This is a genomic window from Cryobacterium sp. Hz7 (genome assembly GCF_004402815.1).
Taxonomy (GTDB): Bacteria; Actinomycetota; Actinomycetes; order Actinomycetales; family Microbacteriaceae; genus Cryobacterium; species Cryobacterium sandaracinum.
In genome coordinates this window covers 118,734-138,688 of record NZ_SOFB01000053.1, presented here as the reverse complement: position 1 = coordinate 138,688, position 19,955 = coordinate 118,734, and the positions used below count along the sequence as shown (strand labels likewise).

At 68.9% G+C, this 19,955-nt stretch carries 19 protein-coding genes; 13 read left to right on the top strand and 6 right to left on the bottom strand.

Annotated elements, in window-relative coordinates:
• Window positions 1–69: 69 nt before the first annotated feature.
• A complete protein-coding gene (glgP, locus tag E3N86_RS13285; RefSeq protein WP_134400917.1) occupies window positions 70–2,643 on the top strand; it encodes an alpha-glucan family phosphorylase in 2,574 nt (857 codons plus the stop codon).
• A 58-nt stretch (window positions 2,644–2,701) separates the two neighbouring features.
• On the opposite strand, the gene ybaK is transcribed toward glgP, so the two are convergent.
• Together ybaK and glgX are read right to left on the bottom strand one after the other, a co-directional pair.
• Entirely contained in the window at window positions 2,702–3,196 is a 495-nt protein-coding gene (gene ybaK / locus E3N86_RS13280; protein WP_198411422.1) for a Cys-tRNA(Pro) deacylase, read from the bottom strand.
• A 46-nt stretch (window positions 3,197–3,242) separates the two neighbouring features.
• Window positions 3,243–5,285 carry a glycogen debranching protein GlgX gene (gene glgX, locus E3N86_RS13275; RefSeq protein ID WP_134512122.1) on the bottom strand — a complete coding sequence of 681 codons (2,043 nt, stop codon included), beginning with the start codon at window positions 5,283–5,285 and terminating at the stop codon, window positions 3,243–3,245.
• 95 nt (window positions 5,286–5,380) lie between these two features.
• Between glgX and E3N86_RS13270 the strand changes: the two genes are divergently transcribed.
• The 5 genes from E3N86_RS13270 to ligA all read left to right on the top strand — a co-directional run bounded on the left by E3N86_RS13270 (window position 5,381) and on the right by ligA (window position 10,921).
• Window positions 5,381–6,565: a cysteine desulfurase family protein gene (locus E3N86_RS13270; RefSeq protein ID WP_134512121.1), complete on the top strand. Its 1,185-nt coding sequence runs from the start codon at window positions 5,381–5,383 to the stop codon at window positions 6,563–6,565.
• Window positions 6,566–6,692: 127 nt separating this feature from the next.
• The gene (locus E3N86_RS13265) at window positions 6,693–7,025 is read left to right on the top strand and encodes a winged helix-turn-helix domain-containing protein (RefSeq protein ID WP_233191536.1); all 333 of its coding nucleotides are present in this window, start codon (window positions 6,693–6,695) and stop codon (window positions 7,023–7,025) included.
• Complete coding sequence (locus E3N86_RS13260; protein WP_104103220.1) at window positions 7,025–7,264, top strand: hypothetical protein; 240 nt, start codon at window positions 7,025–7,027, stop codon at window positions 7,262–7,264. The genes E3N86_RS13265 and E3N86_RS13260 overlap by 1 nt, the downstream gene beginning before the upstream one ends.
• A 197-nt stretch (window positions 7,265–7,461) precedes the next feature.
• Window positions 7,462–8,631, top strand: a complete 1,170-nt coding sequence (mnmA, locus tag E3N86_RS13255) for a tRNA 2-thiouridine(34) synthase MnmA (RefSeq protein WP_134374238.1) — start codon at window positions 7,462–7,464, stop codon at window positions 8,629–8,631.
• Complete coding sequence (ligA, locus tag E3N86_RS13250; RefSeq protein ID WP_134512120.1) at window positions 8,624–10,921, top strand: NAD-dependent DNA ligase LigA; 2,298 nt, start codon at window positions 8,624–8,626, stop codon at window positions 10,919–10,921. The genes mnmA and ligA overlap by 8 nt, the downstream gene beginning before the upstream one ends.
• A 1-nt stretch (window position 10,922) precedes the next feature.
• On the opposite strand, the gene E3N86_RS13245 is transcribed toward ligA, so the two are convergent.
• Entirely contained in the window at window positions 10,923–11,717 is a 795-nt protein-coding gene (locus E3N86_RS13245) for an alpha/beta fold hydrolase (RefSeq protein ID WP_134512119.1), read from the bottom strand.
• Window positions 11,714–12,259 carry a PadR family transcriptional regulator gene (locus tag E3N86_RS13240; RefSeq protein WP_134512118.1) on the bottom strand — a complete coding sequence of 182 codons (546 nt, stop codon included), beginning with the start codon at window positions 12,257–12,259 and terminating at the stop codon, window positions 11,714–11,716. Before E3N86_RS13240 ends, E3N86_RS13245 begins: the two co-directional genes overlap by 4 nt.
• A 298-nt stretch (window positions 12,260–12,557) precedes the next feature.
• Here E3N86_RS13240 and E3N86_RS13235 point away from each other — a divergent pair, with 298 nt between their 5' ends.
• The 6 genes from E3N86_RS13235 to E3N86_RS13215 all read left to right on the top strand — a co-directional run bounded on the left by E3N86_RS13235 (window position 12,558) and on the right by E3N86_RS13215 (window position 18,721).
• The gene (locus tag E3N86_RS13235; protein WP_134512117.1) at window positions 12,558–13,886 is read left to right on the top strand and encodes an alpha/beta hydrolase; all 1,329 of its coding nucleotides are present in this window, start codon (window positions 12,558–12,560) and stop codon (window positions 13,884–13,886) included.
• 38 nt (window positions 13,887–13,924) lie between these two features.
• Entirely contained in the window at window positions 13,925–14,221 is a 297-nt protein-coding gene (gatC, locus tag E3N86_RS13230) for an Asp-tRNA(Asn)/Glu-tRNA(Gln) amidotransferase subunit GatC (RefSeq protein ID WP_166785093.1), read from the top strand.
• Between the two features lie 3 nt (window positions 14,222–14,224).
• Window positions 14,225–15,799: an Asp-tRNA(Asn)/Glu-tRNA(Gln) amidotransferase subunit GatA gene (gatA, locus tag E3N86_RS13225; protein WP_104103234.1), complete on the top strand. Its 1,575-nt coding sequence runs from the start codon at window positions 14,225–14,227 to the stop codon at window positions 15,797–15,799.
• Window positions 15,799–17,304 (top strand): Asp-tRNA(Asn)/Glu-tRNA(Gln) amidotransferase subunit GatB, encoded by a 1,506-nt coding sequence (gene gatB, locus E3N86_RS13220; RefSeq protein ID WP_134512116.1) that lies wholly within the window; start codon window positions 15,799–15,801, stop codon window positions 17,302–17,304. The genes gatA and gatB overlap by 1 nt, the downstream gene beginning before the upstream one ends.
• Complete coding sequence (locus tag E3N86_RS16915) at window positions 17,304–17,618, top strand: hypothetical protein (RefSeq protein ID WP_134400921.1); 315 nt, start codon at window positions 17,304–17,306, stop codon at window positions 17,616–17,618. The genes gatB and E3N86_RS16915 overlap by 1 nt, the downstream gene beginning before the upstream one ends.
• Before the next feature lie 86 nt (window positions 17,619–17,704).
• Window positions 17,705–18,721 carry a VIT1/CCC1 transporter family protein gene (locus E3N86_RS13215; RefSeq protein WP_370295523.1) on the top strand — a complete coding sequence of 339 codons (1,017 nt, stop codon included), beginning with the start codon at window positions 17,705–17,707 and terminating at the stop codon, window positions 18,719–18,721.
• A gap of 476 nt (window positions 18,722–19,197) precedes the next feature.
• Here E3N86_RS13215 and E3N86_RS16910 read toward each other — a convergent pair whose 3' ends face one another.
• Both E3N86_RS16910 and E3N86_RS16905 read right to left on the bottom strand, forming a co-directional pair.
• Window positions 19,198–19,335 (bottom strand): hypothetical protein, encoded by a 138-nt coding sequence (locus E3N86_RS16910; RefSeq protein ID WP_166785092.1) that lies wholly within the window; start codon window positions 19,333–19,335, stop codon window positions 19,198–19,200.
• A gap of 81 nt (window positions 19,336–19,416) precedes the next feature.
• A complete protein-coding gene (locus E3N86_RS16905) occupies window positions 19,417–19,587 on the bottom strand; it encodes a hypothetical protein (protein ID WP_166785091.1) in 171 nt (56 codons plus the stop codon).
• Window positions 19,588–19,757: 170 nt separating this feature from the next.
• Here E3N86_RS16905 and E3N86_RS13205 point away from each other — a divergent pair, with 170 nt between their 5' ends.
• The gene (locus E3N86_RS13205; RefSeq protein ID WP_241973149.1) at window positions 19,758–19,943 is read left to right on the top strand and encodes a hypothetical protein; all 186 of its coding nucleotides are present in this window, start codon (window positions 19,758–19,760) and stop codon (window positions 19,941–19,943) included.
• Window positions 19,944–19,955: the final 12 nt, after the last annotated feature.

Here is a 19,955-nt window from a genome sequence, read left to right as displayed (position 1 = left end):
AGCGCGGATTGGGGGTGTAATGCTGCCTCTATTCACCCGCCGGACACGCCCCGCGCCTAGGCTGAGGATGTGAAAGCGATCCGCAAATTTACCGTCCGAACCGTGCTGCCCGAGTCGCTCGCCGCGCTCGACGAGCTTGCCGGCAACCTGCGCTGGTCCTGGCATGAGCCGACCCGCCAGTTGTTCGAGCACATCGCCCCCAAATTGTGGCGTGAGAGCGGTACCGACCCGGTCGCGTTGCTGGGGGCCGTCGACACGGCCCGCCTCGAAGCCCTCGCCCAGGACAACGACTACGTGGCGTGGGCGAACGCCACCCGCGACGAACTGCGCGAGTACCTCGAGAAGCCCCGCTGGTACCAGGGGCTCGAGGGCGACAAGCCCGCATCCATCGCCTATTTCTCCCCGGAGTTCGGCATCGCCGCCGCGTTGCCGCAGTACTCGGGCGGCCTCGGCATCCTCGCCGGCGATCACCTGAAGAGCGCCTCGGACCTTGGCGTGCCGCTGGTCGGTGTTGGCCTGTTCTACCGTGCCGGGTACTTCAGCCAGGCCATCTCACCCGACGGCTGGCAGCTGGAGAGCTACCCGCTGCTCGACCCCGACGGCCTGCCGCTGTCGGTGCTGCGCCGGGCCGACGGCTCGCCCGTCCAGGTCTCCCTCGCACTTCCCGACGACCGGACCCTGCACGCGCGGGTCTGGCAGGCGATGGTCGGTCGCATCCGGCTCTTGATGCTCGACACCGACATCCCCGAGAACACCGACGACCTGCGACTGGTCACCGACCGCCTGTACGGCGGCGGCGGCGAACACCGTCTGCTGCAGGAGCTGCTGCTCGGCATCGGCGGCGCGCGCGCCGTGAAGAAGTGGAGCAGCCTCAACGGCCAGGCCGACCCTGAGGTGTTCCACACCAACGAGGGTCACGCCGGTTTTCTCGGCCTCGAGCGCATCTCCAGCCTGATCGGCGAGGGGCTCAGTTTTTCGGAGGCGCTGCAGGTGGCCCGGGCCGGAACGGTGTTCACGACCCACACGCCGGTCGCCGCCGGCATCGACCGGTTCGAGCGCAGCCTGGTGCGGCGCTACTTCGAGACCGACCTGCTTCCGGGCGTCGCCGTCGACGACCTCCTCGCCCTCGGCGCGGAGAACTTCCAGGATGGCAACCCGGACGTCTTCAACATGGCCCTGATGGGCCTACGACTGGGGCAGCGCGCCAACGGCGTCTCGAAGCTGCACGGCGAGGTCAGCCGGGTGATGTTCAAGGGTCTATGGCCAGGTTTCGACGCCGACGACGTGCCGATCGCCTCGATCACGAACGGTGTGCACGCCCCCACCTGGACCGACCCGGCCCTTCTCGCGCTCGCGCAGAGCCGTCTGGGCACCAGCGACACGTCCGACGCCGATTGGGCGTCGCCCGCCGTGTCCGACACGGACCTGTGGCAGGTGCGCGGCCAGATGCGCCTGCAGTTCGTCGAGGACGCCCGCCGACGGATCGCCGCGGCCTGGGAGGGCCAGAACCCGGGCGGCATCGTGCCGTCCTGGATCGGGCGGGTCTTCGACCCGAACGTTCTCACGATCGGGTTCGCCCGCCGCGTGCCGACCTACAAACGTCTGACCCTGATGCTGCACGACCCCGAGCGGTTGCGCGCGCTGCTGCTGCACTCCGAACACCCGATCCAAATCGTAATCGCAGGCAAATCGCATCCGGCCGACGAGGAGGGCAAGCGCCTGATCCAGAGGATCGTGCAGTTCGCGGCCGACCCGGCGCTGCGCACCAAGATCGCGTTCCTGCCCGACTACAACATCGGTATGGCCCAGCTGATGTACCCAGGCACGGATGTCTGGCTCAACAATCCGCTGCGCCCGCTCGAGGCGTGCGGCACGTCCGGCATGAAGGCGGCCCTCAACGGCGCCCTCAACCTGTCGATCCTCGACGGCTGGTGGCCGGAATACTACGACGGCAACAACGGTTGGGCGATCCCCACCGCAGACGCCGCCGGTGACGCGGCCGAACGTGACCGGCTCGAGGCGGACGCGCTGTACGAGCTGATCGAGCACCAGGTCGCACCGAAGTTCTACGACCGCAACGCCGACGGAGTGCCCGAACGCTGGGTCTCCTCGATTCGGCAGACGCTCGCGAAGCTCTCACCGGAACTCAACGCCGGTCGGATGGTGCGCCAGTACGTGCAGGAGCTGTACCGGCCTGCCGGCACGGCCGCGGCCCGCCTGTCCGAGAACAACTACCGGGCCGCCCGGGAATTGGCCGCCTGGAAGGGGCGGATCGTCTCGGCCTGGCCCGGCGTCGCCGTGACCCACGTCGAATCCGGCGGCGTCGCCCCGGTGCCGCAGGTCGGCGACGAACTGCACCTCCGCGCACACGTGCAGCTGAACGGACTTGCGCCCGAGGACGTCACCGTCGAGGTCGTCTACGGCAAGAGCCTCACCAATGACGACCTGAGTGACGTCAACACCCTGCCGCTCAATACTGAACCGTTGGGGACCGGTGCGACGGATGCCAGTACGCCGACGCTCTTCACCGGCACGATAGAACTCGACCGTGGTGGCGCATTCGGCTACACGGTGCGGGTCGTGCCGCACAACGCGCTTCTGGTGAGCCCCGCCGAGATGGGTCTGATCGCCGTCGCCGGCTAGCGCTGACCGGCCTCACGAAAAAGCACCTTCGTTCCGACGGAGGTGTTTTTTCGTGCGGTTACGGGCGCGCGATCGCCGCGAAGACCGCGGAGGCGGCCCGGGCCAGATCGGCCGGCGTCAGCTCGATGTCGAAACCGCGGCGCCCGCCGGAGACGAAGACGGTGTCGAACGTCAGGGCGCTCTCGTCGACCACGGTCGTGAGCCGGCTCTTCTGGCCGATCGGGCTGATACCGCCCACCACGTAGCCGGTCTTGCGCTCGGCGAGCGACGGGTCTGCCATCACGGCCCTCTTTGCACCCACGGCGGTGGCCAAAGCCTTGAGGTCGAGCTGGCCGGTGACCGGCACGACGCCGACGACCAGCCGGCCGTCGACATCCGTCAGTAGAGTCTTGAACACCCGGCCGGCGGCGACGTCGAGTTTCTCCGCCGCTTCCAGGCCGAAACTCGTCGACGACGCCTCGTGCGGGTAGGCGTGCGGGGTGAACGGGATGCCGGCGCGCACCAGCGCTACCGTCGCCGGAGTACCGGCGCTTCCCTCCACCCGTTTGGCCACGGTCAGCGGCCCCCGGTCCGGTTGCCCATGGTCCGGTTGCCCACGCTCAGTGCGCCCGGAGCAGCTGCATCGAGGCGGCCGGTACGAGGAACCGGTCGCCGGGGGCGTGCTCGATGACGGCGTCGCTCAGGTCGTCGTGGCTGGAATCCCAGAGCAGCGAGTACGAGGTGACGCCCGTGTGCAGGGGCAGCGTCACCGTCACCTCCTCCTCACGGCCCTGCACGATCAGCAGGATACGGTTGAAATCCTCGTGCTCCGGGGTGCTCGCCGCCAGGTACTGCAGAGTGCGCTCACCGGACGAGTGCCAGTCGTCCTCGGACATGGACCGGCCCTCCGCGTTGTACCAGTTCATTTCGCTGGCGCTGAGGGTCGTCTCACCGGGGCGTCCGAACCGTACCGGGCGCAGCGCCGGGTTCTCGCGGCGCAGCTGGAGCAGGCGCCGAGTCACCCGGTGCAGGTCCTCCTGCCAGTCGTCGAGGTCCCAATTCAACCAGGTGAGCTCACTGTCGTGGCAGTAGGCGTTGTTGTTGCCGCGCTGGCTGCGACCGAATTCGTCGCCCGCGGTGATCATCGGCACGCCGGCCGACAGCAGCAGGGTCGCGAGCAGGTTGCGCATGGCCTTGCGCCGGGCGGTCAGGATGTCCCGGTCCCGGGTCGGACCCTCCGCGCCGTGATTGAACGAGTTGTTGGAGTCGGTGCCGTCGCGGTTCGACTCCCCGTTGCCGACGTTGTGCTTGACGTTGTACGAGGTCAAATCGGCCATCGTGAAACCGTCGTGGGCCGTGATGAAGTTGAGCGAGGCGAGCGGGCCGCGCTCCCGGGAGAAGGTGTTCGCGGAACCTGCGAGGCGGGTCGCAAAGCGCCCGATCCCGCTCCCGGCGTGCCCGTCGCGGGCGGCCGCCAGGTCGGTCAGCCAGAACGACCGCATGCGGTCGCGGTAGCGGTCGTTCCACTCGGTCCAGCCGTCCGGGAAATTGCCGGTCTGCCAGCCGCCCATCCCGATGTCCCAGGGCTCGGCGATCAGCTTGACCGTCGAGAGTTGCGGGTCGGCCGTGATCGAGGCGAGCAGCGGGCTGTCCGCCTGGAAGTCGACGTTCTCGTCCCGGGCGAGCGTGGCGGACAGGTCGAAGCGGAAACCGTCGATCTGCACCTCGTTCGCCCAGTAGCGCAGCGAGTCGAGCACGAGTCGGCGGGGAACGTCGTGGGAGACGTTCAGGGTGTTGCCGCAACCCGTGACGTCGATGTATCCGCCGGCGCTGTTCTGCCGGTAGTAGGCGGCGTTGTCGATGCCGCGGAGGCTGCTGACGGGGCCGTTCGGGCCCTCCTCGGCGGTGTGGTTGTAGACCACGTCGAGGATGACCTCGAGGCCGGCCTCGTGCAGGAGCTTGACCATGCCCTTGAATTCCCGGAGCACCGCTTCGGGACCGGCGGCCTGGGACTTCTGGGTGGCGTAGTCGGCGTGCGGTGAAAAGAAGTTGAAGGTGTTGTAACCCCAATAATTGCTCAGACCCTGCTTTATCAGGCGCTGCTCGGACACGAACGCCTGCACCGGCAACAGTTCGACGCTGGTCACGCCGAGGTTCTTCAGGTAGCCGATGGTCGACTCGTGGGCAAGGCCCGCATAGGTGCCGCGGAGGTTCGCCGGCACCGAGGGGCTGAGGTTGGTGAGGCCGCGAACGTGGGCCTCGTAGACCACGGTGTGGTCCAGGGCGATCCTCGGTTTGACCGAACCGGCCCAGTCGAAATCGCCGTCGACTACGGAAGACTGCCACTGGTCGGGGCCGACCCGCACGAGTCCCCGGGAATAGGGTTCGATCAGTGTCTTCTCGGGGTGGAAGGAGTTGCGGGGGGCGGTGGGACCAGAGACGCGGATGCCGTAGCGGCGTCCGGGGGAGAGGGTTCGGGAGTGTCCGGACCAGACGCCGTGCTCATCCTTGACCATGGGCACGGTCTTGATGATCCAGTGGGGGTCGGTGGCGTCGAAGATGCACAGGTCGATGGCGTCGGCGGTCTCCGACCACACGCGGAGTTCGCCGCCGTGGGTCGTGACTCGCACGCCGAGGCTGCGCAGGGGATCAGGCGGGGTCATGCGTTCTAGAGTAATGAGTACAGAAGCCGTGATTTACCACCAGGAGACCCGCCGGTGGGACCTGGCGAAACTCGAGCGAGCGCGAAAGGAGCGAGATGGCGATCTATCTGGACCATGCGGCAACCACTCCCATGCTGCCCGAAGCCATTGACGCCTACGTTCGGGCGATGCGGGTGGTGGGCAATCCCGCCTCCGTTCACAGCCAGGGTCAGAACGCAAAACGGATGCTCGAGGAGGCCCGCGAGCAGGTCGCTGCCAGCCTCGGCTGCGACCCGATCGAGGTAGTCTTCACCGGCGGCGGCACCGAGGCGATCAACCTCGGCATCAAGGGGCTGTTCTGGGCCAGGCAGCCGCGCACCCGCATCCTCGTTCCCGGAGGCGAGCACCACGCCACCATGGACACGGTCGAGTGGCTCGATCGGCACGAGGGAGCCGTAGTCGAGTGGCTGCCGCTGGACGCCGTCGGCCGGATCGACCTGGCAGCGGTTGCCCAATCCATCGCCGCGAACCCCGACGACATCGCCCTGATCACCTGTCTCAGCGCCAACAACGAGGTCGGAACCCTGCAGCCGGTCGCCGAGGTGGCCGCGCTCGCCGCGGCGCACGGCATCCCGGTGCACGTCGACGCGGTGGCGGCGTACGGCCACGTTCCGATCGATTTCCACGCCCTCAGCCAGGCCGGCGTGGCCGCGCTCAGCGTCTCGGCACACAAGATCGGCGGCCCGGTGGGGATCGGGGCGCTCGCCCTCTCGCGCCGGGCCACGGTCGAGCCGCTGCTGCACGGCGGCGGGCAGCAGCGTCAGGTACGCAGCGGCACCCAGGACGTCGCGGCGGCCGTGGCGTTCGCGGTCGCGGCAAACGCCCTGCACGACCTTCCGGCGGAGAACGCGCGGATCTCCGCGCTGCGCGAGCGACTCGTCGTCGGCGTCTCTTCGGCCGTACCCTCCGTTGTGGTGAACGGCGACCCGGACCCGCAAAACCATCTGCCGGGCACCGCGCATTTCAGCTTCCCGGGCTGCGAGGGTGACTCGCTCCTGTTCCTGCTCGACGTGGCGGGTATCTCGGTGTCCACGGGATCTGCCTGCCAGGCGGGCGTGGCCGAGCCCTCCCACGTGCTGCGCGCCATGGGCCGCAGCGAAGTGGAGGCGCGCGGCGCCCTGCGGATCACCCTCGGCCGCACCAACACCGAGGCCGACGTCGACGCTCTGCTCGCCGCCCTCCCGGCCGCCCACGTCCGGGCGGCCCGGGCCGGCCTGGCCGACCGGATGCCGGGCCGCTGAGCCGCGCCGCGGCATCCGTGCTCTGCTGCACGTCGTCGCTCCTCACCCGCGGCGCAGCTGCCGCGCGGCTGACGTGGCGGTGCTGGACGGCTTGGGCCTACACGTGTAAGGTATTTTTTGCAGGTAGATGGATGTCGAGGGGAGCGTGGGCACGATGACGCTCGACGAGGAGATCGCCCGGCTGTCCGCCCTCGCCAACCCGCACCGGTTCCGCATCATCGCCCTGCTGGCGGAGGAGTCCCTCCATGTGAGTGAGCTCGCCCGCCGGCTGGGGATGTCCCGGGCCCTGCTGTACATGCACCTGCAACGACTCGAATCGGCCGGTTACGTGACCGGGCACCTCGAACTCTCCGACGACGGCAAGGCCCTGAAATTTTTCGAGGTCGTTTCGTTCGAGGTCACCACCAACGTCGCACGCATCGTTGCGGCGGTCGCAGCCGACACAGAAAGCACACATTGATGGACAACATTCCCTGGTTCGCCTGGATCGCCATTGTCGGCATTATCGCCGGCGTCACATCGAGCATCGTGGCGGCCGTGCTGCGGTCGCGCGAGAAGCAGGCGGAGTTCGCCGAAGCGGCGGACCTGCGCGGCCTCGTCGAGCAGAGCACCGCGAGCAACCAGGCCGTGCTCGACCGGCTCGCCCTGCTGGAGCTTCGCCTCGCCTCGATTGAGCGAACCCTGACCGATATCCCCTGACACTGGCCCTGGCCCTGGCCCTGGCTGGTGCCGCGGGCGTCTGTCGTCGCTCGTCCCGGCCCATCGTTTCGTTGCGCGGGGGCTGCGCCACTGCGCGCCTGGCACGCCACGCGCGCAGCGACGCAGTTGCCGCGCTGGGGCTGCGCGAGGGCTGCGCGAGGGCTGCGCGGGGGCGCTCACCCGATTACACTCGACAAGTGAAGGTTTTGGCAGCAATGAGCGGTGGGGTGGACTCCGCCGTCGCCGCAGCCCGCATGGTCGAGGCGGGACACGAGGTGGTCGGGGTGCACCTGGCCCTCAGCCGGATGCCCGGAACCCTGCGCACCGGCAGCCGCGGCTGCTGCACGGTCGAGGACTCGATGGATGCCCAGCGGGCGGCCAACATCATCGGCATCCCGTACTACGTCTGGGACTTCTCCGAGCGGTTCAAGCTCGACGTGGTCGACGATTTCATCGCCGAATACGCCGCTGGCCGCACCCCGAACCCCTGCATGCGCTGCAACGAGCGCATCAAGTTCGCCGCCCTGCTCGAAAAGGCCCTCGACCTGGGCTTCGATGCCGTCGCCACCGGTCACTACGCCACGATCGTGACGGATGCCGACGGCAACCGCGAGCTGCACCGCGCCAGCGCCTGGGCCAAGGACCAGTCCTATGTGCTCGGCGTGCTCACGCAGGACCAACTGGCGCACTCGATGTTCCCGCTCGGCGCGACGCCGTCCAAGGCCGAGGTGCGAGCGGAGGCCGCGGCGCGCGGTTTCTCGGTGGCGAACAAGCCCGACTCCTACGACATCTGCTTCATCCCCGACGGCGACACCCGAGGCTGGCTGGCCGAGCGCGTGCCGCCGGCGACCGGGGACATCCTCGACCGGGACGGCAACACCCTCGGCACGCACGACGGGGCGGCCGCGTTCACCGTCGGGCAGCGCAAGGGGCTGCAGATCGGCACCCCGGCCGCCGACGGCAAGCCCCGGTTCGTGCTCGAGGTGCGCCCGATCTCCAACACCGTCATCGTCGGGCCGAAAGAGGCGCTCGCGATCAAGAAGATCGCCGGCACGAAGTTCACCTGGTGCGGCGTGGCCCCCGCGCACCCGGAGATCGCCTTCGACTGCGACGTGCAGATCCGCGCCCACGCCGACCCGGTTCCCGCCGTGGCCCAGGTCGTTCCGCTCAAGGCCGGCTCGTCCGCCGAGACCAGCGCGAGCCGCGGGAGCGGCGCCACCACCGAGCTCGTGATCATCCCGGCCGAGCCGCTCACCGGCGTCGCGCCCGGGCAGACCGCCGTCGTCTACCTCGGCACCCGCGTGCTCGGGCAGTGCACCATCGATCGCACGGTTAGTGCCGTCAGTGCGGTCGCCGTCGATGCATAGCCCGGCGCCCGACCCGGCGGCAGACGCGCCCCTGCACGTCGCCGCGGCCGAGGTCTCCGACCTGACCCAGCGCATCCTGGAAGCCCGGGACGCGTACTACGACCGCAACGAGGCCGTCATCACCGACGCGGAGTACGACGCGTTGGTGCACCGCCTCGCCGAGCTCGAGCGGGAATTCCCCGAGCTGGCCAGTCAGGACAGCCCCACCCAGACCGTGGGCGGCCGCGCCGAGACCAGCCTGTTCGATCCGGTGCAGCATGCCGAACGCATGCTCAGCCTCGACAACGTCTTCTCGCTCGACGAATTCGGCCTCTGGGCCGCGAAGGTCGAACGGGACGCCGGGCGACCCGTGCACTACCTCTGCGAGCTCAAAATCGACGGACTCGCGATCAACCTGCGCTACGAGCAGGGGGTGCTGGTCAGCGCCGCCACCCGCGGCGACGGGGTGGTCGGCGAGGACGTCAGTGAGAACGTCGCCTTGGTGCCCGGCATTCCGAGAAAACTGCGGGGCACCGGGCATCCGCCCCTGATGGAGGTGCGCGGTGAGGTGTTCTTCCCGGTCGCCGAATTCCTCGAGCTCAACGCGCAGCAGGTCGCCGCCGGCGAACGCGTCTTCGCGAATCCGCGCAACGCGGCGGCCGGCTCCCTGCGCCAGAAGGCCGAGGGTAAGGCCGCGGAACCGCTGCGCCTGATGCGGGCCAGGCTCGGCCGGCTCCGGATGCTGGTGCACGGCATCGGCGCGTGGTCCACCCCGCCGGTCGCGTCCCAATCCGGGGTCTACGAGCTGTTGCAGGGCTGGGGTCTGCCTACCAGCAGCTACTACCGGGTGGAACCCTCCGCGGCTCTCGCGGCGGACTTCGTCGCCTACTACGGCGAGCACCGCGCCAGCGTCGACCACGAGATCGACGGCATCGTGATCAAGGTCGACGAGCTGGCCCTGCACGCCGAACTCGGTGCCACCAGCCGGGCGCCGCGCTGGGCGATCGCCTACAAGTACCCGCCCGAGCAGGTCAACACCAGGCTGCTCGACATCGTCGTCAGCGTCGGCCGGACCGGCAGGGCCACGCCGTTCGCCGTCATGAAGAAGGTGCGGGTCGCCGGTTCCGAGGTGCGCCAGGCCACCCTGCACAACCAGGACGTGGTCCAAGCCAAGGGCATCCTGATCGGCGACATCGTCGTGCTGCGCAAGGCCGGCGACGTCATCCCCGAGGTGCTCGGCCCGGTGGTCGAGCTGCGCGACGGCACCGAGCGAGCCTTCGTCATGCCGGTGAACTGCCCGGAGTGCGGCACGCCGCTCGCCCCGGCCAAGGAGGGCGACATCGACCTCCGCTGCCCGAACGCGCGCAGCTGCCCGGCTCAGGTGCGCGGCCGGGTCGAGCACATCGGCTCCCGCGGCGCCCTCGACATCGAGGTGCTCGGCGAGGTGGCCGCCGCCGCTCTCACCCAGCCCACCCGTCCGGTGGAGCCGCCCCTGCCCACCGAGGCCGGCCTGTTCGACCTCACCCTCGACGACCTGCTGCCGATCGAGGTCATCGTGCGGGACGCCGAGACCGGGCTGGCCAAGGAAGAGGATGACGGCTCCGTGCGGCTGCGCACGCCGTTCCGGCGCAACCCCACGGCCGCCGAGAAGAAGAAGGGCGTCGAGGGACCGCAGCCGTCGTCGAGTGCGCAGAAGCTCCTGCGCGAGATCGAGCTGGCGAAGACCAAGCCGCTGTGGCGGCTTCTGGTGGCCCTCAACATCCGTCACGTCGGGCCGGTGGCGGCGCGCGCCCTGGCCGGCCACTTCGGTTCTCTCGAGCTGATCCGGGCCGCGTCCCGCGAGGAGCTCGCCGAGGTCGACGGGGTGGGCGGCATCATCGCCGACGCCATCATCGCGTGGTTCGAGGTGGACTGGCACCAGGGCATCGTGGAGCAGTGGACGGTGGCCGGCGTTCAGTTCCGCATATCGGAACACCCCGGTCCGGGAGCCGCTGCGGCGGCCGGGGGAGTGCTGGCCGGGCTCACGGTGGTGGCCACCGGCTCGATCGAGGGCTACACCCGGGAAGAGGCGCAGGAGGCGATCATTTCCGCCGGGGGCAAATCCGCCGGGAGCGTGTCGAAGAATACCGACTTCGTGGCCGCCGGTCCGGGCGCGGGGTCGAAGCTGGCCAAGGCGGAGGCGCTCGGCCTGCGGATCCTCGACGCCGTAGAATTCCACCTGCTGGTCACGCGCGGCCCGGAGTCCCTGGCCGAGACGACGTCCGACGCCGACGCCGACGCCGACGCCGACGCCGACACTGACCCGGTTTGATTCAACGGCTCTTCTCACCCGGCACCTCTGACGCGTCGACCCAACCGAGCACCATCCGGGTGAACAGGCCCACATCCTCGATGCTCCAGACATGGTGCATGCCGGGTGCGGTCCAGGCGCGAGTCTGCGGCAAATGGGCGAGCAGCGCGGGAAAGCTGTCCCGGACGAGGCGGGACTCCCGTTCGCCCGCCACCGCCAGCAGGGGGCCGCGGTAGTCCTGCAGCCTCTCCGGGACGCCGCCGCGGTTCACCTCGGCGAAGACGCGCCGGGCGTTGTCGGTTCGGAGGCTCAGTCCGTGTTCCACGAACAGGTCGACCGCGTCGGCGGGCAAGCCGAAAGCCTTCGCCTGGGCCCGCCAGTACCAGGGGCGGTCCCAGAGCCGCAGTTGCATCGTGCTCAGGAACCGGGCCGTGCCGTGCACCCCGGTGAGCGGCACGCCGGACACCAGGCAGGAGTGCAGCAGTCCCGGGTGCCGGGCCATGACGTGCGTGGCCACGAGGCCGCCCAGGGACAGCCCCACCAGATGGGCCCGGCCGCCGCGCGCGTGCGCGGCGATGATGCCGGCCACATCGTCGGCGGTCTGACCGAGGGAAAGCCAGTCCTCTCCGGCCCGGTCGCCGAAACCGGGCAGGTCGGGGGTGAGCAGATGCCGGTCTGGCATTCCCTCCACCTGCGGTCTCCAGGACCACGACGCGACGCTGCCGCCGTGCAGGAACATGATCGTGTCGGTCCCCGTGGTGTCAACGCCGTGCTGCAGGGGATAGCGGAATTTCAGGCGCTGGCGGGGACGGCTCATCCGAGGGCCTCCTTCGTCTCGACCAGCCACGCGAGTTCCGCCTCGGCGTGGAGGATTCCGTTCCGCAGCGTTGCGAAGCGCAGCCTGCGTCCGAGGTCGTCCGGGGCACGATCGTCGGGCTCGCGGTCGGCCTGCTCCTGCTCGGCGACGGAACGCAGTGCGGCCAGCATCGCGGTGGCCTGGCCGCGCCGCGCCCGCAGCAGTGCCCGGGTAGCCGGCACCCCCAGGGTGCCGACGAAGAACAGCCGCATCAGGAACGCGTCGTGCGAGGTTTCGGGTTCCAGCGGCGCCCGCAGCCAGTCGCTAAGGGCCGCCCGGCCGGCCGAGGTGATGTGGTGCTCGCGCCGGTCGGGGCGTCCCTCCTGCGGAATGACCTCGACGTCGGCGAGACCGTCGGCGACCAGTGCCGCCAGCGTGCGGTAGATCTGGGATTGGTCGGCGGACCAGAAATGGGCGACGGATGCCTCGATGCTCTTTTTGAGGTCGTATCCCGTCATCGGCGCGAGGTCCAGGATCCCGAGGAGGGCGATTTTCAACGACATGTTTATATGGGATCACACCTATATAGGTTTATGCAAGTATCAACTTTGGCGCGATTGACCCTCGATCGGGGGTCTCCCAGACCCACTGTGGGGGCATGGCCGCACCATCCGTTTCAGTAGTCTGGAGACGCAATGCTTGTCTGTTAGGGGCCGGGTTGTTTTGCTACTCGGTGTTCGTGAGGGGACGTGCCCAGGTTTGCTGTTAGAAGCGGCGGTTCTAACGCTCTCCCTGGCTCTCAATGGAGTCAGTGAGACCTCTGGCGCGCACGCTCTCAGCACCACAGTCCAGGGCCAGCCGGTGCCGAACCGGGGCGCCGAACCCGCCGCGGCGGAACCGTTGTGGCTGAACCTGTCGGCGCGCACCGGCACCTCGGTCGCGGGGCCCGGCGCCGGCGACCCGCGGGTGTCCGCCCAGCCGATCGCATCCGTGCCGAAGTCCGCCACGGTCGCCACCGTCGAATCCGTGCGGGGACTGACCGGAGCCAACCTGCTGGCCGGGCTGTCCACCCTCTCCGTGGCCGACATGGCCGCGTTCGTGGAGCAGTCCCCCGGCCAGGTCGATGCCCTGTTGACGGCGCCGCCCGCAGCCTCCGCGGTGGCCGGCCTCTGGACGGAACTCGGCGCCTCCGAGCGGTCGTCGCTGCTGGCTGCCGCACCCAAGCTCGTGGGCAACCTGGAGGGTGTCCCCTTCCGGGAGCGGGGCAGGGCCAACGCCCGCTACCTCACGCAGAGCCTGGCCGACGTCACCCAGCGGCTGGCCGACGCGACCGACGACAGCGAGCGCACGCTGCTCAACCGAGAACTCGCCGTCCTGACCCAGGTCAAGGCGGCACTGAGCACCCCCGACGGCGCCCCGCGCCGTTCCTTGATCCTCCTCGACCCCGCAGGCGGCGGGCGTGCCGCGATCGCCCTCGGCAACCCGGACACCGCCGCGTTCGTCACCTATCTGGTACCCGGCATGAACTACACCGTCGAGCAGCAGATCGTCAACTGGGCCGACACCGCAGACGCCGTGTACACGGAACAGATCGCGGTGCTGCGCGGGGGGGCGCCGTCCGGGCACGCCCTGACCGGCGGCATCCGCGCCGCCGGCGTCGCCACGATCGCCTGGATCGGCTACGAGGCCCCCACTGTGTTCACCGTGGGCGGGACGGGCCTCGCGGAGGTCGGCGCCGACTTCCTGGAGCAGTCGGCTCTGGGCATCGCGGCCGACCGAGGCACGCGTCGGCCCTTCGTTTCGGTGCTCGCGCACTCGTACGGGTCGACTGTGGCGCTCACGGCGCTGGCCCGCGGCACGTTCGGGGTGGACGCCCTGGTGCTGGTGGGGTCCCCGGGCAGCCAGGTGCAGTCCGTCGACAGCCTGAGCGTCGCGCCGGGCAGTGTCTATGTGGGCAGCGCCGACTGGGACCCGACCGTGAACAGCGCTTTCTTCGGCAGCGATCCCGGTGCGGAGTCGTACGGCGCGAACACCCTCGGCGTGTCCGGCGGGAACGATCGGATCACCGGCTCCTGGCTGAACGGATCGGTCGGCCACAACGCCTACTTCGACGTTGGAAGCGAGTCCCTGCACAACATGGCGTTGATCGGAACCGGCAACGCGGATCTTGTCACCGACGGCTCCGAATAGAATTGGGGAATCCACCCTCGACGATCGTACGGAGCAACATGTCTGAAATCACGGCCGAGCAGGTTGCCCATTTGGCCAACCTTGCGCGGATCGACCTCAGCTCGGAGGAGATCGCCCGCCTCACGACTGAACTCGGTCAGATCGTTGACTCGGTCGCGAAGGTAGCCGAAGTGGCCACGCCGGATGTGCCGGCGACGAGCCACCCGATGCCGCTGACCAATGTCTTCCGCGCCGACACGGTGGTCCCCTCGCTCACGGTCAAACAGGCGCTCTCCGGGGCTCCCGACCGGGACGGCGACAAGTTCCGCGTGCCCGCAATCCTGGACGAGGAGTAATCCATGACCAACGTGATCAAGCTGTCCGCCGCCGACCTCTCGGGTCTGCTTGTCGAACGGTCCATCAGCTCCGTCGAGGTGACCCAGGCTCACCTGGACCAGATCGCGGCCGTCGACACCGGTGTGCACGCGTTCCTCCACGTGGCCGGCGAGGCCGCGCTCGCCGCCGCAGCCCGCGTCGACGCCCGGCGTGCCGCCGGCGAGGTGCTCGGGCCGCTCGCCGGGGTTCCGATCGCCATCAAGGACGTGCTCGCCACCATCGACATGCCCTCGACCGCCGGTTCCAAGATCCTCGAGGGCTGGATCCCCCCGTACGACGCCACCGTGGTCAGGCGCGTGCGCGACGCCGGGCTGATTTTGCTCGGCAAGACCAACATGGACGAGTTCGCGATGGGCTCGTCGACCGAATTCTCCGCCTACGGCCCGACGCACAACCCGTGGGACTACGACCGGATCCCCGGCGGCTCCGGCGGTGGCTCCGCGGCCGCGGTCAGCTCCTTCGAGGCGCCGCTGGCGCTCGGCAGCGACACCGGCGGCTCGATCCGCCAGCCGGCCGCCGTCACCGGCTCGGTCGGCGTCAAGCCCACCTACGGCGGTGTGTCCCGCTACGGCTCGATCGCTCTCGCATCCTCGCTCGATCAGGTCGGCCCGGTGACCCGCACGGTGCTCGACGCCGCCCTGCTGCACGACGTGATCGGCGGGCACGACCCGCTCGACTCGACGTCGCTCACGGACACCTGGCCCTCGATGGCGGCCGCCGCACGCGCCGGCCTCGCCGACGGGGCGCTCACGGGGGTGCGGGTCGGCGTGATCAAGGAGCTGAGCGGCGACGGATTTCAGGCCGGAGTTGCGCAGCGCTTCACCGAGACCCTCACGTTGCTTTCCGCGGCGGGCGCCGAGATCGTCGAGATTTCCGCCCCCAGCTTCGAGTATGCGATCGCTGCCTACTATCTGATCCTCCCGGCGGAAGCGTCGAGCAACCTGGCGCGCTTCGACTCGGTGCGCTTCGGCATCCGGGTCAACCCGGAAGACGGCCCGCTGACCAGCGAACGGGTCATGGCGGCCACGCGCGACGCCGGCTTCGGCCCCGAGGTCAAGCGCCGCATCATTCTCGGCACCTACGCCCTCAGTGCCGGCTACTACGACGCCTACTACGGCAGTGCGCAGAAGGTGCGCACGCTGATCCAGCGCGACTTCGACGCGGCCTTCTCGAAGGTTGACGTGCTGGTGTCGCCGAGTGCGCCGACCACCGCGTTCAAGTTCGGCGAGAAGATGGCCGACCCGATGGCCATGTACCTCAACGACGTCACCACGATCCCGGCCAACCTTGCCGGGGTCCCCGGCATGAGCCTGCCGATGGGACTCGCGCCCGAGGACGGCCTGCCGGTCGGCCTTCAGATCATGGCGCCCGCGAAAATGGATGCTCGTCTCTACAGCTTCGGAGCCGCCGTCGAGGCGCTGCTCGAAGCATCCTGGGGGCACACCCTCCTCAGCCGGGCGCCGGAACTGGCGCGGAGAGAAATGTTCGCCGGCACAGCCACAAGCACAGCGTTCACGAGCACAGAGGGAGCCGTCTGATGAAGAAGGCCGAACTGATGGACTACGACAAGGCCCTGGAGCTGTTCGAGCCGGTGCTCGGCTTTGAGGTGCACGTCGAGCTCAACACCAAAACAAAGATGTTCTGCGGCTGCGCGAACGAATTCGGCCAGGGTGCCAACACCAACACCTGCCCCACCTGCCTGGGTCTGCCCGGAGGGCTGCCGCAGGTGAACGCGAAGGCCATCGAATCGAGCATCCGTTTAGGGCTCGCCCTCGGCTGTGAGATCGCGGAGTACTCGCGGTTCGCCCGCAAGAACTACTTCTATCCGGACACCGCGAAGAACTTCCAGACTTCGCAGTACGACGAGCCGATCGCGTTCAACGGTCAGCTCACGATCGAACTCGAAAGCGGACGCCTGGTCACGGTCGACATCGAGCGCGCCCACATGGAGGACGACGCCGGCAAGCTCACCCACGTGGGTGGGGCGACCGGTCGCATCCAGGGTGCCGACTACTCGCTGGTCGACTACAACCGCGGCGGAGTGCCGCTGGTCGAGATCGTCACCCAGATGATCGAGGGCGGTGAGGCGGACTCACCCGAGATCGGCCGCACCTACGTTGCCGCCATCCGCGAGATCGTGAAAGCGCTCGGCGTCTCCAACGCCCGGATGGAAGAGGGCAACGTGCGTTGCGACGCGAACGTGTCCCTGCGCCCGCGCGGCTCGAATGTGCTCGGTACGCGCACCGAGACCAAGAACGTGAACTCGCTGCGTTCGGTCGAGCGGGCCGTGCGGTACGAGATCCAGCGTCAGGCGGCCCTGCTGCACGCCGGTGGAACCATCACTCAGGAGACCCGGCACTGGCATGAGGAAACCGGCATCACTTCGGCCGGCCGGCCCAAGTCCGACGCCGACGACTACCGGTACTTCCCGGAGCCCGACCTCGTTCCCGTGGCCCCGTCGCGGGAATGGGTGGAAGAACTCCGCGCCACCCTGCCGGAGCCTCCGGCCGCCCGCCGCAAGCGGCTTCAGGCCGAATGGGGCTTCGCCAACCTCGAATTTCAGGATGTCGTCAACTCCGACCTCCTCGACGTCGTCGAGGCAACCATCGCAGCCGGCGCCGCAGCCCAGGCCGCCCGCAAGTGGTGGACCGGCGAGGTTGCCCGCCTTGCGAACGCCTCCGGTGTGTCCGCCGACTCGCTTGTGCAGCCGGCGCAGGTCGCCGCACTGATCGAACTCGTCGTGGCCGGAACGCTCACCGACCGCCTGGCCCGGCAGGTGCTCGAGGGCGTCATCGGCGGCGAGGGCACTCCGCTCGAGGTCGTCGAGTCCCGCGGTCTCGCGGTCGTCTCGGACGATGGCGCGCTGATCGCGGCGATCGATGAGGCTCTGGCCGCCCAGCCCGATGTTCTGGCCAAGATCCGCGACGGCAAGGTTCAGGCGGCCGGAGCCGTGATCGGCGCCGTTATGAAGGCCATGCGCGGACAAGCGGATGCCGCGCGCGTGCGCGAGCTCGTGCTCGAGCGTGCCGGAGCGGCCGAGTAATGGGCCTCGGGAACACGCGCCAACCTGCCGCCGACGGGTACCCCGGTTCCCAGCCGGGTGCCCTCGGTGTGGGAGCGCAGGTCGTGGTGCGCTTGGACCGTGGTCGGTATCCGGACGCCGACGCCGAAGACCCGAGCGGAGTGATTGTGGCGGCCGGAGAACTCCAGGGCGCGGCCCTGTACGCCCCCGTTTCCGGACGGGAAACCGTATGGATCGTGGAATTCGACGAACCCTTCTACGGTCTCGACGGTTCTGGCCCGCACGCGTCGGCTCGGGTGGCGCAGAGCTCGCTCGAAGCCGCCCCCGAGGCGTAACCGTCGTGGAGCAGAAGCGCCCGGCCACCGCGCGGGACATCCGTCGCTGGCGCCGCTACCTGGCAGACGAACGGGCCGAAGCGACGGTGTACCGCGACCTCGCCGGACGCCGTAGCGGCGAGGAGCGCGAGATCCTGCTGGCTCTGGCCGACGCCGAGGGGCGCCACGAACAGCACTGGCGGCACCTTCTCGGTGACCAGGTCGGAGCCCCACACCGGGGCGCGATCCGCACCCGTTTCCTGGGGTTCCTGGCCCGCAGGTTCGGATCGGTTTTCGTGCTTGCCCTCGCCCAGCGTGCCGAGGCCCGCTCCCCGTATGACGCCGATACCGACGCCACAGACACCATGGCCGCCGACGAGCGCATCCACGAGGAGGTCGTGCGTGGGCTGGCCGCTCGCGGCCGGCAGCGGCTGGCTGGCACGTTCAGAGCCGCGGTCTTCGGGATCAACGACGGCCTCGTCAGCAACCTGGCCCTGGTGCTGGGCATCGGCGCCACCGGAGTGCCCGCCGCCACGATCCTCTTCACCGGTATCGCCGGTCTTCTCGCCGGGGCACTCTCGATGGGTGCCGGCGAATATGTTTCGGTACGGTCCCAGCGTGAGCTGCTCGAAGCCTCAACGCCGAATCCGGCCTCCCGGACTGTGCTGGCCCATCTCGATTTGGCTGCGAACGAACTGACCCTGGTCTATCGCGCGCAGGGGATGCCCCCGGAGAAAGCGGAGATCCATGCACGCGAGGTTCTGCGCACGGTGGCCATCGCGACCGGCCCGGTCGACGTCAAGAAGACCGGCGGCCTGGCTCCGGCGGTCGACGAGCACGAAGCCATCGGCACGGGAATCGGAGCGGCCACGTCGAGCTTCTGCTTCTTCGCCTCCGGGGCGATCCTGCCGGTGCTGCCGTATCTGTTCGGCCTCGACGGGATCACCGCGGTCATCGCGGCAGCCGTGCTCGTGGGGCTCGCCCTGCTGGCCACTGGCGCCATCGTCGGGCTGCTCTCGGGCGGGCCGCCCTGGCGGCGCGCCATCCGTCAGCTCATCATCGGTTTCGGTGCCGCCGGCGTCACCTATCTGCTGGGTCTTCTCTTCGGAACCTCGATCGCCTAACGCTGCTCCCGAGCCGCCGTGCTTGAGGTGGCCGCAATTCCGCTCAGAACGGCGCCGGTTGCTTCGTGTGCGCCTGCCGCACGGTCGGCTCCTATTCGGCCCTTTTTCCGGTGCACGGATGTTCGTGGCCGGTTCGCTGAGGAGGGTGCGCCCGGTCGGTGAGGTCCACTGCAGGGTTCTGCCGGGCAGGGGCACGAAGCTCCACCGGGTCTCGGACTGCTCGCTATATATGGGCTTCATGAGGGAGACGTTACGGGTACCCACTGACATTCGATGCCCCAGGTCGGCGACCGTCAGCGCCCTGTGGATAACCCGATCAAACTCATATTGCGGAGGAGGAGTGGTGCTCGCTGCGGGGCCTGCTTCGGGCATCCGTGATGGGGCGCGCCACCCGCATCCGTCCTCACGGTATTACGGAGATTTTTGGGGAAACGCCGGTCTGGGCGGCGTGTTGCGACAATCTCCGAAGTAAGTGACTACGGCCGCGACGGGTGCTCCGGGCTGGGCGGCAACGAGAGCGCCTGCGACTTCACGGTGAACCCCGACCAGTGCGAGATCTCCCACGCCGGCGACGAGGAGTACGCGGCGTAGATCTGGTACTGGTCCACTCCCATTGAGGACTGCCTCGACGGCCGCACCGATGTGAAGTGCACCGACTACTCCGACTGGACGACCGCCTGGCAGGAGATCAAGGGTTAGCGCGGCATCCCCATCCGGCCGAGCCGAATCGGAGGAATCATGACGGGTGACACGGCGACGCCGGGGCAACGGATGCCGGTGCCGCCGCACCGGGACACGCTCGCCCGGCGGGATTCGATCACGCTGAGCCGGCATCCGCGGCTTCGCCTGACGCTGATGCTGTCCACCCCTCTGCTCTGGCTCGGCCTGATCTACATCGTCGCCCTCGTTGCCCTCGTTGCCCTCGCCGCCCCGCTGATCACCTCTCTGTGGACGGTCGACAGCTTCACGGGCACCACCACACGGTCCTGGACGCTCGATAACATCATCACCGTGCTCCGGTTCGCTCTACCAGACGGTGACGACCTTCACCGCGGGGGCGGGCATCAAGACCCTGCCGATCTGGATTCTGGACAACCTGTTTCGCCCCAGCCAGGCACCGATCGTCAACGTCATCGCCGTGGTGCTGGTGCTGGTGCTGGTGTCGATCGTTTCGATCTACATCGCCCAACGCATTACCGGCTCGGAAAAGGAGAGCCGTTAGCCCCACGCCTGG